The following is a 14638-nucleotide window of genomic DNA, read 5'->3' as shown; positions in this document are numbered from 1 at the left end:
GCCGGTACATGCGGAACGTGTGGTCAGGCGGCCTTACGCCTGCGGACCACGGCGTAGGCGACCCCACCGAGCACGGCCACGGCTGCGGCCACGCCGAGGATGAGGCCCAGCTGGTTTCCGTTGTCGGAGGAGTTGGACTCCTTCACCGCCACGGCCTTGTCGACCACCTCGCCATTCTTGGCGGGCTGTGGCGAGCCGGACTTGGAGGAGGAAGGCTCGGACGACTTGGCGGGGCCGGTCGTCTTCTCCTTGGTGAGCGGGCTGATGTCCGGGGCGCCGGGGTCGCCCTTGCCCTTGAGGACGTTCATGGAGGGGCGGATCAGGCCCTGCCCGAGGTATTCGCTGCGCTCGCCGTCCTTCCAGTCGCGGGCGGCAGTGTCGAAGAGAACGTTGAGGACCTGGTTGGCGGTCCAATCCGGGTGGAGGGACCAGACGAGGGCTGCGGAGGCGGAGGCGATGGCGGTGGCGGCGCTGGTGCCGCCGTCGCCGTCGCAATAGCTCTTGAAGGAGTTGTCACACCACGCTGGAACGTCACTACCAGGAGACGCGACATCTACAGTTCCCGCGTGCTGCGAATAGTACGAGACCTTCCCAGCGCGGTCTGCTGAGGCAACACCTACTACCTCAGGGTATGCGGCCGGATACCCCCGCTTGTTCTGCTGATGCCCTTCGTTCCCTACACCAGCAAAGAGCAGCTTTCCCTTACTCTCGGCATACTTGATCGCTTCCTGCTGCTGAGGCGAAACGCCGTACCCAGCGAAGGACATGTTGATGATCCGTGCATCGCTGTCGGCCGCAGCCCGAATGGCATGCGCTGCGTCATCGCTCGCCATGGAATACCTCTTCTGGAAATCGCCCAGGCCAATCCGCAAGGGAATAATCTTGGCTCCCGGGGCGACGCCCTTCAGCCCTCCTCCCTTACCTGTCCCAGCGATTAGCTCAGCCATCGTCGTACCGTGACCGTCGTAGTCATCGGTCTCGTCGCCTGGTGCCGAGGTTGCGTCGATCCCCTTGAGAACTTGTCCCTGCAGCGACGGCGTGGACGAGTTCACACCCGAGTCGATGACAGCGACTTTGATGCCTTCGCCGGTAGTGACCTTCCACATGTCCTCGGTCTGCATCGCGCTGAGGTACCACTGCTTCGATTGTGTGTCGGCTGCGGCAGGCTGCGCCGCGCCGACGAACACCACACTCCACGAAGCGGCCACAGCCAGCGTGCCGAGCACACACACACGCCTCCGAGCTCGGCTCATTCCTGCTGTCATCCCGGCTTCCGAACCTTCCCTGGGACTGCTACTCGACCACCGGCGGCACGGCCCCGCGCCGTCCGGCATTCCACGTCTCTTCGTCTTCTGTCAGGTAGTCGGGACGGGTCGACCCGTTGGCCTCGTCTTCCCGGCCTTTGTCCCGGCGGCCTGCGGGACCCCGAACGAGGCCCGCGCCACCGGCTGTGAAGCCCTTGGCGTTCGAGCCGGCTCCCGCAGCCTTGCGGGGTGCGCCAACGACTCCGTTGGCGCCGGAAGCGGGAGTGGCTCGCCCACCAGGACGAGAGGGAGCGCCAGCTGCTCCACGTCCCCCGATCACTCCACGCTGACCGGTACCTCCGGCAGCGGCTCGGCCCTGAGTCGGCGTCTGCTGGGGGGTTCCACCGACGATGCCGTTCCTGCCTCCGGTACGGGGACCGGCGCCGGTTGACGTACCACCGGGGCCGACGGCGGGCCGACCGCCCGTCACACCGGATCGACCCGCAGTCGGGGCCTGAGACTGCGGTCCGACCGGGGGACGACCGTTGAACGTTCCTCCGCCCCCCATTTGGCCTGGACGACCGACCGGGGGACCGCCCTGCCCCTTGGTAACGGGACCTACCCCGCTGGGCTGGGCCTTGCCCATTCCCTGACCGGCCTGATTGACCGTTCGCGGAATGCCCGTAGGCCCCGTCGAGCGCTGCATGCCGCCCTGCACAGGGTTGGTAAGGCCGGGCGGCATGAACGTCGGCGGGGCTCCGGGCGGCCCCGTCGTGGGCGTCGGTGACGGTTGCGGTGGCGTCGCAGTGATAGGCGTCGGAGCTTGCGGAGGCGCGACGGTGTTGATCTCCGTAGCTGTGCCCCTGTCCAGCACAGGCGCAGGCCCGAGAGTGTCCGCTACGGGATGACGACCGGATGCACTCGTCGGTTCCGGTGCGCCGACGGCAGCACGCACCGACTGGCCTTCCCCTGTGCCACTACCCGCGACGGATCCGTCGCGAGACGAACCCTCGCTAGCTCCTGGCAGCCCAACCCCTCCCACCGGCGGTGGCATGGTGATACCCAGCTGCTTATCGAACCGCGGTGGTTCCTCCCCCTCCAGCCGCTCCCCCGAGACCGAGTAGTACGACGCGAGCCGGTTGACCTGGTTGATGGCCTCCTGGCGGTCCTTCTCCACCTTGAGGGCGGCCTGGTACTCCGGGTTGTCCGCGACCCGGCCCGGCATTTCGATGTCGTCCGGGCTCTTGCGTACCTGACGGCTATCGCGGGGCGGCATGGCGCTGCGTACGGAGGCCAGACCGGTGCCCGCGACCGTGATTTGCGTGCCGGCCACGTCCGCGAAGTCGCCGAGCTTCCGGGCGTGGGCGACCAAGCCCTTGCCGAAGGCGCGGAAGGCCGTGCCGGACTCGCCGTGCCAGTCGACCCCCTTCATGTTGTCTTCCAGCTCCTGAGCCGCCTTCTTGATGGCGTCCCTGGCGTCCCAGAGCGACTTGCCCGCGTTCTCCAGGTCTTCCGGCTTGGTGTTCTCCACCAGGTCGATCATGGAGTTGAGCTGGAATCCCTCGAAGGAGGTACGGCCGACGGGCGCGCTACCGAAGGGCATCTTGCGGACGGCCTCGGAGATGTCCGTCTGCGCCATCTGAATCTTGACCTGCGCCTGGTCCTGCACCCGCTGCTCGGCAGGCGTCAGGTTCTCTGGCTTCTCGTCGCTCATTCCGCTCCCCACCCGGCGTCGACCTGCTTGTCCTTGTTGGTCGGTTCAGCCTTGGCGTGCTTCTCGTTCTCTTCGTACAAACGAGCCTGGATCGCGTGGAAGCGCCGCCTCACGTCGTCCTCGACATTGTCGAAACCCACCGCCGCCGCATGCACCCCCAAGCTCAGATACTCGATCTGGTCACCCAGGGACTTGGAGAGCGAGACAAGGGAGGTGTGGACCCGGTTGTACTGGGTGTACAGGCCGTCCGCCTCCGCGAAGCAGGCGTTCTGGCCGCTCAGTGAGGCCCGCGTGATCTTCTGGTCGGCGACCTTCGACTTGCTGGCCGCCGAGCCCTCGAAGTCCGCCAGCAGGGCGTCCACGCTCTTCTTGAACTTCTCCAGCGCGCCCACCCCGCGCTTGAGATCACCCGTACCGTCTTCGGCCACAGCGCCGACCTCCCCGTTCTGCATCCCCGTTTGCTCGGCTCGTTCCGCGTTGCTATCGCACTGACACGGTCCGATCCGATCTCATCGTGACAACTCTAGTCACTGCCTACGACAGCGCCAATCGACTTGGTGGCCACGTGACTTGTCTCATGACAGGTCTCATGACGAACCTTCACCGTTTCTCCGCTCCGCCTCACCCGGCCGCCTGTTCCATGCGTCGCCGCCTGTCCCGCACCGCCACGGCCGTGCCGGCGATGGCCGCGACCAGGACGCCGCCGCCGACCATGACGTACGTCGCCAGGCGGGCGTTCCGCTCGTCGGCCGTTTCGCCCAGGTGGAGTTCGGCGGGGGTCGGGGCTTTGCCCTTGCTCATGCCCTCGCTCGCGATCGGGCGGTCGATCGGCTTGTCGTCCTCGGTGAGGGCGCGTACCGGGTCGACGACGCCCCAGCCGACAGCGCTGTCGTGGCCGGCGATGGAGCGTTCCGCCGTCTGCTGGATCTGCGCGACGATCTGCGCCTGCGTCCAGTCGGGGTGCTTCGCCCTGATCAGGGCGGCGACCCCGGCGACATACGGGGCGGAGAAGCTGGTTCCGTTGTCGGAGCAGTGTCCGCCGCCGGGGACCGTGGAGATCATGTCCACCCCGGGGGCGGCGATGCCGACGAAGTCTCCGGACTGGGAGAAGGGCGCTCGTTCGTTGTTGCGGTCGGAGGAGGCGACAGCCAGGACGCCCTTGAAGGAGGCCGGGTAGGTCTCCTTGACGTTTCCGCCGAGTCCGTCGTTGCCTGCCGAGGCGACGACCACGACGTTCTGGGCAAGGGCGCTATCTACGGCCCGTTTCAGCTCCGTGGAGGGTTTCACGGCGTCGGCCGTGTCCTGGGAGATGTTGATGATGTCGGCCTTCGCCTCGGTGGCGGCGTAGGTGATCGCCCTGGCGAGGGTCGCCGTGTTGCCGTGGCCCTCGGCGTCGTTCTGCTGGATAGGGATGATCGTCGCGTCGGGGGCGAGGCCGCTGAAACCGGTGCCCTTCGCCTCGCGGGCGGCGATGATGCCGGCGACCTTCGTGCCGTGGCCCACGGTGTCCGTGGTGCCGTTTTCCTTGCCGCGCTCGATCTTCGTGCCGTCTTCGGTCTTGAGGCCCTTCGGGAGGTAGTTGCGCCCCGCCTTGACGTCGACCGCCGACCTGAGCTGCTCGTTCCTGATGTCGACGCCGGTGTCGATGACCGCGACCCGGACGCCCTTTCCGGTGGACTGCTTCCACAGCTCGTCCAGCAGGACGCGCTGCAACGCCCACGGACGGCCCGGGTACTTCTTGGACGGGAACGTGCACTGCGTCGAGTCCTCCGCCGCCGCGGGGGTCACCGGCAGGGTGATCAGGAGGACAGCCGTTGCGGCCGTGGCCGTCAGGAGGCGGCGGGTCGTCCGGCCGAGGGCAAGGCCGGCAGAAAGGCCGACGGTAGAGATGTCTGCCATCGTCATGAGCCCTGCGGCTGACGGGCCGCGCCGGTGGAGAGCCGGGGGCCGGTCGGCAGGAGTGCGGACCAGGTCGCCGGTACGGGGTTGGGATCGACGTCCTTGTAACCGAGGCGGTTCTGCGCCTGCTGCGCCTCCTGCTGCTGGGCCTCCCGTTCCTCCTTGCTGCCGGATTCACCGATGCCGGAGTCGTCCTGGCCGCTGCCGCTGTCGCTGTTGGACTGCATCGCGTAGCGCAGGCCGGTGTCGGTGACCAGGAAGAGCGGGCCGGCGCTGGTGGCGGACCCCTTGAACTGGCGGAAGAACTCACCCGATCCAGGCGTGACGTAGGCGCTGCTGGAGCCGGTGGGGAGCGTCGCGGGAAAGCTCGTACCCGCCCAGGTGCTCAGAGTTGTGGCACCGCTGTCGGCGTCAACGCCTCGCAGAACGTTGCACACGGTGTTCCGGCTGCCCTTCTTGACGTCGGGGGAGTTGACGGCCTCGGGCCTGTCGACCGGCCAGTCCCTCTCCTGGCCGAAGGGGGCGCCCGGTTCGAGCTCGGCGGCGCTCACCGGCTTCGCGGTGCCCGCCTGCTTGAGGTCCACCAGCTGCCGACTGCTGAGCAGGAGCTTGGCCGTGAAGTCCGAGACCGGGGCGACCCTGCCCGGCAGGACGACGTAACTCTGGGTCTTGGTTCCCGCCGTCGCGGCCAGGACCATGCCGACGCGGTTCGTCTGCTCGTCCAGGGTGCCGGGGGCTCCGGCAGGGGTGCCGGGGGTGCCGTCCACGGTCGGGAAGGTGATCGGGTCGCCGGTGTGGAGCGTGGCCAGCCAGGCGGCCGAGACCCGCTGGGGCTTGGAGTTCTGGTCGACCAGGGTGCGCAGGAGCAGTTCGTCCTTCTGGACGGGGTAGGCCTTGCCCGAGGCGTCGACGATGTAGCGGTTCCGGTCCGGGCCCTCGACGTACATCAGCTCGCCGCCCCGCAGGGCGTTCTTCCCCTCGGTCTTCTTCTCTTCCCGCTCGGCGAAGATGAAGGTCGCCTTCTGGATTGCCCGACCGCCCTCCCCGGGGCGTTCGCAGACCGCCCAGCGCTTGGCGGCGCCCGCTTCCTTGGAGTCGGGCAGCCGGTCGGGGGCGTACGGGATGCCGAGGGTGGCGCCGTGCGGGATCTTGCCGTTGTCCAGGACGGACTCCTTGACGTTGACGACGGTGCCCTTGTCCGGAGCCAGCAGGAGCTTGGCGGAGGCCATGTTCAGCACGGGGTGCAGCTGCGGCTTGCCGTCGGTCTCCAACACCACGTACCGGGTCGTGGACTTGCTCGCGATGATGACGTGTTCCTTGGGGGTGTCCCACTTCTGGGGGGCCACCGGCTTGAACATGCCCCAGGCGCCGAACACGGCGAGAACCACGACGGCGATGATGGCCCCGGGCAGCACCGCGCGCAGCGGCCGGGGGGCGCCTTCCTCGGAACCGGTGGGGTTGGGCTGCAGGAACTGTGCGATCAACCTCCGCTTCGCAAAGGTATAGGCGTTGAGCTCGTCCCGCCGTGATGCCATGTGTCCGCTGACCCTTCGTCCCCGGTGATCGAAAGTGGCCGAAGCAGGGTCCCACACGCACCGTCGGCCCCCGCTGCCGTACCGCGCCCCTACTATGCCTGCTGGGGTTCCGCTCCCCGTGCTCAGGTAGGGTGACGACCCGATCAACACCCGTGCAAAAAGCGGTGAATACGGACACGAGGGGGCAACGCGGCGATGGGTGCAGCTACGCGCGAGCGTACCGGGCGGGCCGGCCGTCGGGCCGCCGGGACTTCCCGGAGGCAACGCAGCAACCAGCCGCCCGCACCGGCCACCGATCCGTCCTCGCGTTCCGCCTCCCCCGGGCAGACCGCACCCGCCGCGACGACCCTGCGGTCGATCTCGCGGACCGACCGGGTGCGCCCGGTGCTGCGTCAGCTCGTGATCGTCGAGGTGGGTCTCGTGATCGCCGCCGTGGGTGCGGCGCTGGGCGGTGCGTGGCTGATCCCCTCGCTGGTGCTGCTGTGTCTGCTGGTCGCGCTCGCGGTGGTACGCCGACGGGGGCGCGCGCTCCAGGACTGGGTGTCGAGCGCGATGGGGCTCCGGGCCCGGCGCCGGGCCGCCGCCACGTCGTCCGCGGACGCGGAGCCGATGCTGGCCCCGGTCGCCGAGAACGTGCCCGGCTTCGCCCCGCAGGTCTATGTCGACCGGAACCACCGGACGGTGGGGATGCTCGGCGACGGTACGTTCCTGACCGCCGTGGTGCGGGTGCAGGCGAGCGGCGAGTCGCTGCGGCCCGCGTTCGGCGCCCGGTCGCTCCCGTTGTCGCTGCTGGGCGACGCCCTCACGGTGGACGACATCGTGGTGGAGTCGGCGCAGTTGGTGCAGCAGGTGCGGTGTGCGCCGGCCCCTCATCTGCCGCAGCAGTCGGTGGCCCGGCTCTCGTACGCGCCGCTGCAGGACCAGACCGGTGCGCCCGCCCTGCGGATGACCTGGGTTGCGGTGAAACTGGATCCGGAGCTGTGCCGTGAGGCCATCGAGGCGCGCGGCGGCGGTGTCGAGGGGGCGCAGCGCTGCCTGGTGCGGGTCGCCGACCATGTCGCGAGCCGGATCACGGGCGCCGGTTTCCAGGCCGCGGTGCTGGACCAGGACGAGCTGAACTCCGCGGTGGCCACCTCGGCGTGTGCCAATCCCATCCTGTCGGGGCGGGCGGGCCGCCCGGACGCCGCACCGCAGCGGCGCACCATGGAGACGTCGCGGGTCTGGCGGTGCGACGACCGCTGGCACACGACGTACGCGGTGGACCGCTGGCCCGAGCTGGGGCGGGGCGCGACGCCGCTGCCGCAACTGGTCGCGCTGCTGACGTCGGTGTCCGCGTACGCGACGACGTTCAGCCTGACGGTGCGCCGCGGGGCGCGCCAGGGCTCGACGAGCGTGGCCGGCCATGTGCGGGTCACCGGCGGTTCGGACACCGAACTCATCGGGGTGAGAAGGACGTTGGAGCAGGCCGCCCGGCACGCCAAGGTGGGTCTGGTACGGCTGGACCGCGAGCAGTTGCCGGGTGTCCTGGCCACGCTCCCGCTGGGAGGCGCACAGTGAGCAACCGGACCGAGCCCCGGCGCGGGCTGCGCGGCCCCCGCCACGCGGGTCACACCGTACCCGCGGACCATCTGGGCGCGTTGTCGCTGCCGGTGGGCGACGACGGCGTGATCATCGGCAACGACGCGAACAACAAGCCGCAGCTGATCGGGTTCCATCGCCCGGTGCCGTACGACGTCACGTTGATCGGCGGGCTGTGGACGGCGCAGGTCCTGGCGCTGCGGGCGGCGGGCACCGGCGCCCGGGTGGCGGTCGAGACCGGTCGCGTCCAGGCCTGGACGACGCTCGCCCAGGCGGCGGGCGCCGGTCTTGAGTGCGTGTCCCTGTACGACGTGGGCCGCGTTCCGCCGACGGGCGCGACCGTGGGCAGCCCCGTGGTCGTCGTACGGGACTGCGGCATGCGGCCGCCGCGTGGCCGGGTGGTGTCCTCGCCGTGGCAGTCCGTGCTGACGCTGCTCCCCTATCTGAGCCCCGTCGCACCGCGGTTGATGCGGTCCTCGGCGCTGGTGGGCGTCCAGCGGGTCTCCCCGGGCGAGGCCGAGCAGATCGGCCGGATCCTGGGGCTCGCGCGGGCCGAGTACGAGGCACTGCCCACGCTGGCGGACGGGGTCACCCTCTGGGTCGCGGGGCGGGAACACCATTGGGTGATGACGAACCCGACCGACGCCGAGACCGGACTGCTGGGCACAGCCCGTCGGATGGACTGATTCCCGCCCCGTTCTCCTCCTGCCGTTCCCGTTCTTCTCCTGCCGTTCCCGTCCTCCTGTCCCGTTCGGCCCAGGGACTCCCCTGTCACCGGGGAACATGGACCACGCACCGAATCCGCTCGATCGAAGGGACGCCAGTCATGGGCACCCAGCAGGAAAAGGACGAGCTCTACGCTCTCGACATCTCCGATGTGACCTGGCTCAGTGCCCCGGGTACCGAGGAGGCCGAGGAGCGCGTCGAGATCGCGCATCTGCCGGGCGGCGGTGTCGCCATGCGCTCCTCGCTGGACCCGGACACCGTCCTGCGGTACACGGAGGCGGAGTGGACGGCGTTCGTCCTGGGCGCTCGCGACGGTGAGTTCGACCTCACGTAGGTCCCGCGTCGGGCGCTTTCGTCGCCTCGGGGGCGCGGGGCGCGGGTGGTGGACGGCCGCCGAAGTGACCTTCCCCCCTTCTCCCCTGTGCGTGTATGGCCGTAAATGCCCGCCTCGCGACCGCCCTTCCCTCACACCTGGTTCACCGGGCCGTGACACGGGGCCCGTGGGGCGGGTTTTGCCGTGCCCTACGCCCTGCCTGAGTTCACCGGATGGCGATTAGGGTGGGTGGGGCGCGGCAGAAGAAACCTGCGAGCAGGTGATGCGCGTCGCACAGGGGGAGAGCCGGGCGGACCGGCACATCGGGAACGGTCGCCCCCACCCACCACGGCACAAGGGTGCTCGACCACACCAGGAGGCAAAGTGAACGGCGATCGGGACGAGATCCGCGGCGGATGGGACCTGCCCGTCGACGAGTCGTCCGACGCGGATCCCGCCGAGATGACGGGTGAGTTCACCATCGACTACACCCCTCCCGCCTGGTACACGCAGAACGCGGCAGGGGACTCGTCGGGAGGAGCGGGCTCACATCTGGCTCCCCCTCCGCCGCCGGTCGGGGCACCTGTGTCCTCGCCCGACCTGTCGGCGACGCCCGGCGGCTTCGAGCCCAACTGGGCGCCGGCACCACCGGCGCCCACCCCTCCGTCGGCGCCCGCCGAGCCGGTTGTCCCCTCGGCCGAGGAGGCCCCGGCCGCGCCCGCCGCTCCGGAGACGCCGCAGGCGCAGGCTCCGGCCGCTCCGGCTCCGGTCGCCCCCGTCGCTCCGACCGCGGAGAGCGCGGATGCCGGTCCGTTCGGCGGTGGCGATGTGGAGAGCGGCGCGACGATGCGGTTCTCGCCCGCCGCGCTGAAGCGGGAGATCGCGGAGCGCGAGGCGGAGGCCGCGGCGGCGTCCACGGCCGGGGCGCAGAGCGACGAGAAGGACGAGAAGGCTGCAGAGGGCAACGCCCCGGCCTCGTCCGGTACGGACTCCGAGGCCGCCTCCCTGTCCGGTACGCCCTCGTCCGGTACGTCCCCGTCCGGTACGCCCTCGTCCGGTATGTCCCCGTCCGGTACGTCCTCCGAGCCGTCGGCCTCTCCCGCCTCGGACGCGGGCTCCGCAGGCGCGGAAGTCCACGACGCGACCGGCACCAACGAAACTCCGGGCGCCGACGGTGCGCCCGCCGGCCCCGACGCCGCCGTTACGGACGCGGACCCGCAGGACGTCGTACCGCAGGATGCCGCGCCTCAGGACGCGCCGCCCCAGGACGCGCCACCGCCCGCCCCCGACGCCCCGCAGGCCGCCGCAGCACCGGTGCCGTGGTCGCCGCCCGCGCAGGGCGGCGCGCTGCCGCCCCTGCCGCCCGCGTTCCAGCCCGCCGCTCCGGCGCCCTCCGCACCGCAGCCCGCGGCGCAGTGGCCCGGTGCCGCCCCGGCGAACCAGCCGCCCGGGGGCTACGGCTTCCCGCAGCCGGGCCCGGCGGCCCAGCCGCCGCAGGCACCCCAGCCGGCACACCAGCAGCCGTTCCCCGGTCAGGCCCCGGGCGCACCGCTGCCCCCGCAGGCCCACCCCCAGGCCCCCCAGGGCGCGGGCGGTTACGGCTTCCCGCCGCAGGGCGGTTACGGCTTCCCGCAGCCCAGCCAACCGGGTCAGCCCGGCCAGCAGCAGGGCCAGCAGCCCCCCGCGCCTTTCCCCGCCCAGGGCGCCCCGAACCTCCCCGCGCCCGTCGCCCCGCAGCAGCCGGAGGCGTACGGCCAGCAGCCCCAAGCCCAGGCACAGCCCCAGGCACAGCCCCAGGCACAGCCCCAGGCCCAAGGCCAGCCCCAGCCCCCCGCTCACGGCCAGCCCCCGGCACAGGCCCAGCCCCAGCCGCATCAGCAGCAGCCCGTCGACCCGCGTGCGGGCGGCGCCTGGCCCACCCCGGTCGCGCACGACCAGCGCGAGCGGTCCGTGCCGGGCGCCCCGCTCGGGTACACCGCGGCCGTCGAGCTCTCCTCCGACCGGCTGGTGCGGGGCAAGCAGAAGGCCAAGAGCAGCCGGAACCCCTCCGCCGCCTCCCGGTTCAAGCTGGGCGGCAAGAAGGAGGAGGCCGAGCGGCAGCGCAAGCTGGACCTGATCCGCACGCCGGTGCTGTCCTGCTACCGCATCGCCGTCATCAGCCTCAAGGGCGGCGTGGGCAAGACCACCACGACCACCGCCCTCGGTTCGACGCTGGCCACCGAGCGGCAGGACAAGATCCTCGCCATCGACGCCAACCCGGACGCCGGCACGCTGGGCCGCCGCGTCCGCCGCGAGACCGGGGCGACCATCCGCGACCTGGTCCAGGCGATCCCGTACCTCAACTCGTACATGGACATCCGCCGGTTCACCTCGCAGGCGCCCTCCGGTCTGGAGATCATCGCCAACGACGTGGACCCGGCCGTCTCGACGACGTTCAACGACGAGGACTACCGGCGCGCGATCGAGGTGCTCGGGAAGCAGTACCCGATCATCCTCACCGACTCGGGCACCGGGCTGCTCTACAGCGCGATGCGCGGGGTCCTCGACCTCGCCGACCAGCTGATCATCATCTCGACCCCCTCGGTCGACGGCGCCTCCAGCGCCTCCACGACGCTGGACTGGCTCTCGGCGCACGGGTACGCGGACCTGGTGCAGCGTTCGCTCACCGTCATCTCCGGTGTCCGCGAGACCGGCAAGATGATCAAGGTGGACGACATCGTGCAGCACTTCGAGACGCGCTGCCGCGGCGTCGTCGTCGTGCCGTTCGACGAGCACCTGGCAGCGGGCGCCGAGGTCGACCTGGACATGATGCGGCCCAAGACCCGTGAGGCGTACTTCCACCTCTCGGCCCTGGTGGCCGAGGACTTCGCCCGCGCCCAGCAGCAGCAGGGACTGTGGACCGCGGACGGCCAGAACCCGCCGCCGCAGTACGCCCCGCCCCTGCCCGGCCAGCAGGGCTACCCGGGCCAGGGCCAGCCGATGCCCGGCCAGCCGGGCGGCCCCGGCCAGCCCGGACAGCCCGCGGCAGGACAGCCGATCCCCGGCCAGCAGATCCCCGGCCAGCCCGGAGCCGGACAGCAGATCCCAGGGCAGCCGATGCCCGGTCAGCAGCCGTACATGCCGCAGCAGCCCGGCCCCGGCCAGCCCTACGCCGCAGGGCCCCAGCCGGGCCAGCAGCCTCAGCACCCCGGCCAGCCGCAGCCCCAGCCGGGCCAGCCGCAGCCCTACAGCGGTCAGCCCTACGGTGGGCAGCCGCCGTACGGGGGATATCAGGCGGCCGGTCAGCCGGGGGTGCCCCAGGCCCCCTACCCGCCTCAGGCGGCGCCGGGCGGACCTCAGAACGGGTGGCAGCAGTCGCCTCCCCCGCAGGCCGGGCCCGGTACACCCGGTGCCGGTGTGCCGCAGCAGGGGCAGCCGGAGCAGCAGGGCGGACCGGCCAACCCGGCAGGCCAGCCCGATCTGCAGGGTCCCGTCCCTCCGGCCGGGTGGCAGCAGACGCCTCCGCAGCCGCCGCCGGCGCCGCAGCAGTAGGCCTGCGGCAGGGCCGCCGAAACGGCCGAAGTGGTTTAGACCAATGAGGGCTCGCATCGCTCACGCGGTGCGAGCCCTTCCGCATTCCCGCAGCCCACACGCGGTTTGACACACCGTTGACGAGCCTCGACCACCGCTGATAGACCTTCGCTTCACCAACTGGCGAACCAGAGATCTACCCGCCTTCTTCAGCGAGTAATGACGCGAGGTCACCGTCCATGGTCACAAGAGTTCCTCACCACTCCGTCCGGCCACGCCGACGCCTACGCCTCCTGCTGGCCTCCGGAGCGGCCGCCCTGGCGCTCGCCGCCGGGTCCGTCGTCCCGGGCAACCCGCTCGCGCCCGCGCCCTCCGAGGCCCGCGCCGACGACGGGAAGACGACGCTCACGGTCGCCGTCGCACAGAGCGTCGACTCCCTCAGCCCGTTCCTGGCACAGCGGCTCGTCAGCACGAGCATCCACCGGCTGATGTACGACTACCTCACCAACTACGACCCCAAGGACAACAAGGCGATCCCGGGTCTGGCCACCGCCTGGGAGCCCTCGGCGGACAAGCTGACGTGGACGTACACGATCCGCTCGGACTCGAAGTGGTCCGACGGGCAGCAGGCCACCGCCGAGGACGCGGCCTGGACGTTCAACAAGATGATGACCGACGAGGGCGCGGCCACCTCCAACGGCAGCTTCGTCGGCAACTTCGAGAAGGTGACCGCCCCCAGCAAGGACAAGCTGGTCATCACGCTCAAGGAGCCGCAGGCCACGATGGCCGCGCTCGACGTCCCGATCGTCCCCAGGCACGTGTGGGAGAAGGTCGGCGACTTCTCGAAGTTCAACAACGACAAGGACTTCCCCGTCGTGGGGAACGGTCCGTTCATCCTGACGGACTACAAGGTCGACAGCTATGTGAAGCTGAAGGCCAACAAGGACTTCTGGCGCGGGTCGCCCAAGTTCGACGAGCTGGTCTTCCGCTACTACAAGGACCAGGACGCGGCCGTGGCCGCCCTGCGCAAGGGTGAGGTCTCCTTCGTCGCGGGCAGCCCGAGCCTCACCCCCGCCCAGTCCGCCTCGCTGAAGAACGCCCCGGACATCAAGGTGAACGACGCCCCGGGCCGCCGCTTCTTCGCGCTCGCCGTCAACCCCGGGGCGCGGACGAAGGACGGGCAGAAGTTCGGCGACGGGCACCCGGCGCTGCTGGACCAGAAGGTGCGGCACGCGCTGTTCATGGCGGTCGACCGCAAGACCATCATCGACAAGGTCTTCCAGGGCCACGCCGTCGAGGGCGAGGGGTACATCCCGCCGCGCTTCGGCGACTACTTCTGGAAGCCGGCGGACGGCCAGAAGCTCGCCTACGACCCGGCGAAGGCGGCCTCCCTCCTCGACGAGGCCGGGTACAAGAAGAACGGCCAGGGCAAGCGCGTCGGCGAGGACGGCAAGCCGCTCGACTTCCGTATCCTCTGCCACGCCACCGACCCCAACGACAAGGCGATCGGCAAGTACCTCCAGGAATGGTGGGGCGAGCAGGGCATCGGGCTGAAGGTCGACTGCCTCGACAACGTCTCCGACCCCTGGTACGCCGGTGAGTACGACCTCGCCTTCGACGGCTGGTCCGTCAACCCCGACCCCGACTTCGTCCTCTCCATCCACACCTGCGCCGCCCTGCCGTCCAAGGCGAAGGAGTCGGCCGCGACCGACAACTTCATCTGCGACAAGCAGTACGACGAGCTCTACAAGAAGCAACTGGCGGAGTACGACCCCGCCAAGCGGGCGGATCTGGTCAAGCAACTGGAGTCGCGGCTGTACGACACCGGGTACATGAACGTCATGGCGTACCCGAATGCCGTCGAGGCCTACCGCACCGACCACATCGAGTCCATCACCACCATGCCGTCGGCCGCGGGCAACATCTACGGCCAGGACGGTTACTGGAGCTGGTGGTCGGCGGTCCCGGCCGCCGGGGCCTCCTCGTCCGGTTCCTCCGACTCCGGTGGCTCCTCCACCGGGGTGCTCGTCGGGATCGGGATCGCCGTCGTCGTCCTCGCCGGTGGCGGACTGCTGTTCGCCATGCGTCGCCGCTCCACCGCGGAAGACCGTGAATAGTC

At 70.4% G+C, this 14638-nt stretch carries 10 protein-coding genes; 5 read left to right on the top strand and 5 right to left on the bottom strand.

Features of this window, described 5'->3' with window-relative positions; genetic code table 11:
* Positions 1-23 precede the first annotated feature (23 nt).
* The 5 genes from IE140_RS32165 to eccB all read right to left on the bottom strand — a co-directional run bounded on the left by IE140_RS32165 (position 24) and on the right by eccB (position 6392).
* On the bottom strand, positions 24-1265 hold the full coding sequence (locus IE140_RS32165; protein WP_150195912.1) for a S8 family serine peptidase: 1242 nt from the start codon (positions 1263-1265) through the stop codon (positions 24-26).
* A 28-nt stretch (positions 1266-1293) separates the two neighbouring features.
* Entirely contained in the window at positions 1294-2958 is a 1665-nt protein-coding gene (locus IE140_RS32160) for a hypothetical protein (protein ID WP_150195914.1), read from the bottom strand.
* A complete protein-coding gene (locus tag IE140_RS32155; RefSeq protein WP_150195916.1) occupies positions 2955-3410 on the bottom strand; it encodes a DUF2563 family protein in 456 nt (151 codons plus the stop codon). Before IE140_RS32155 ends, IE140_RS32160 begins: the two co-directional genes overlap by 4 nt.
* Before the next feature lie 169 nt (positions 3411-3579).
* Entirely contained in the window at positions 3580-4857 is a 1278-nt protein-coding gene (mycP, locus tag IE140_RS32150) for a type VII secretion-associated serine protease mycosin (protein WP_150195918.1), read from the bottom strand.
* A 2-nt stretch (positions 4858-4859) separates the two neighbouring features.
* Positions 4860-6392 carry a type VII secretion protein EccB gene (eccB, locus tag IE140_RS32145; protein WP_150195920.1) on the bottom strand — a complete coding sequence of 511 codons (1533 nt, stop codon included), beginning with the start codon at positions 6390-6392 and terminating at the stop codon, positions 4860-4862.
* 195 nt (positions 6393-6587) lie between these two features.
* On the opposite strand from eccB, the gene eccE reads away from it, so the two are divergent.
* The 5 genes from eccE to IE140_RS32120 all read left to right on the top strand — a co-directional run bounded on the left by eccE (position 6588) and on the right by IE140_RS32120 (position 14636).
* Positions 6588-7949 carry a type VII secretion protein EccE gene (eccE, locus tag IE140_RS32140; protein WP_150195922.1) on the top strand — a complete coding sequence of 454 codons (1362 nt, stop codon included), beginning with the start codon at positions 6588-6590 and terminating at the stop codon, positions 7947-7949.
* Entirely contained in the window at positions 7946-8656 is a 711-nt protein-coding gene (locus tag IE140_RS32135) for a hypothetical protein (RefSeq protein ID WP_032770050.1), read from the top strand. Before eccE ends, IE140_RS32135 begins: the two co-directional genes overlap by 4 nt.
* A 140-nt stretch (positions 8657-8796) precedes the next feature.
* The gene (locus IE140_RS32130; RefSeq protein ID WP_010061864.1) at positions 8797-9030 is read left to right on the top strand and encodes a DUF397 domain-containing protein; all 234 of its coding nucleotides are present in this window, start codon (positions 8797-8799) and stop codon (positions 9028-9030) included.
* Between the two features lie 363 nt (positions 9031-9393).
* Positions 9394-12540 carry an SCO5717 family growth-regulating ATPase gene (locus tag IE140_RS32125; RefSeq protein ID WP_189460934.1) on the top strand — a complete coding sequence of 1049 codons (3147 nt, stop codon included), beginning with the start codon at positions 9394-9396 and terminating at the stop codon, positions 12538-12540.
* A 218-nt stretch (positions 12541-12758) separates the two neighbouring features.
* Positions 12759-14636 (top strand): ABC transporter substrate-binding protein, encoded by a 1878-nt coding sequence (locus tag IE140_RS32120; protein ID WP_093439506.1) that lies wholly within the window; start codon positions 12759-12761, stop codon positions 14634-14636.
* Positions 14637-14638: the final 2 nt, after the last annotated feature.

This window comes from Streptomyces parvus (assembly GCF_014648875.1).
Taxonomy (GTDB): domain Bacteria; phylum Actinomycetota; class Actinomycetes; order Streptomycetales; family Streptomycetaceae; genus Streptomyces; species Streptomyces parvus.
This window is presented reverse-complemented; position numbering and strand designations above follow the sequence as displayed.

What these genes read in the sequence shown, in the direction of transcription:
- mycP (WP_150195918.1), bottom strand. Translation starts at nt 4,857, where the DNA reads ATGGCAGACATCTCTACCGTCGGCCTTTCTGCCGGCCTTGCCCTCGGC.
- eccB (WP_150195920.1), bottom strand. Translation starts at nt 6,392, where the DNA reads ATGGCATCACGGCGGGACGAGCTCAACGCCTATACCTTTGCGAAGCGG.
- IE140_RS32165 (WP_150195912.1), bottom strand. Translation starts at nt 1,265, where the DNA reads ATGACAGCAGGAATGAGCCGAGCTCGGAGGCGTGTGTGTGTGCTCGGC.
- IE140_RS32155 (WP_150195916.1), bottom strand. Translation starts at nt 3,410, where the DNA reads ATGCAGAACGGGGAGGTCGGCGCTGTGGCCGAAGACGGTACGGGTGAT.
- eccE (WP_150195922.1), top strand. Translation starts at nt 6,588, where the DNA reads ATGGGTGCAGCTACGCGCGAGCGTACCGGGCGGGCCGGCCGTCGGGCC.
- IE140_RS32160 (WP_150195914.1), bottom strand. Translation starts at nt 2,958, where the DNA reads ATGAGCGACGAGAAGCCAGAGAACCTGACGCCTGCCGAGCAGCGGGTG.
- IE140_RS32120 (WP_093439506.1), top strand. Translation starts at nt 12,759, where the DNA reads ATGGTCACAAGAGTTCCTCACCACTCCGTCCGGCCACGCCGACGCCTA.
- IE140_RS32130 (WP_010061864.1), top strand. Translation starts at nt 8,797, where the DNA reads ATGGGCACCCAGCAGGAAAAGGACGAGCTCTACGCTCTCGACATCTCC.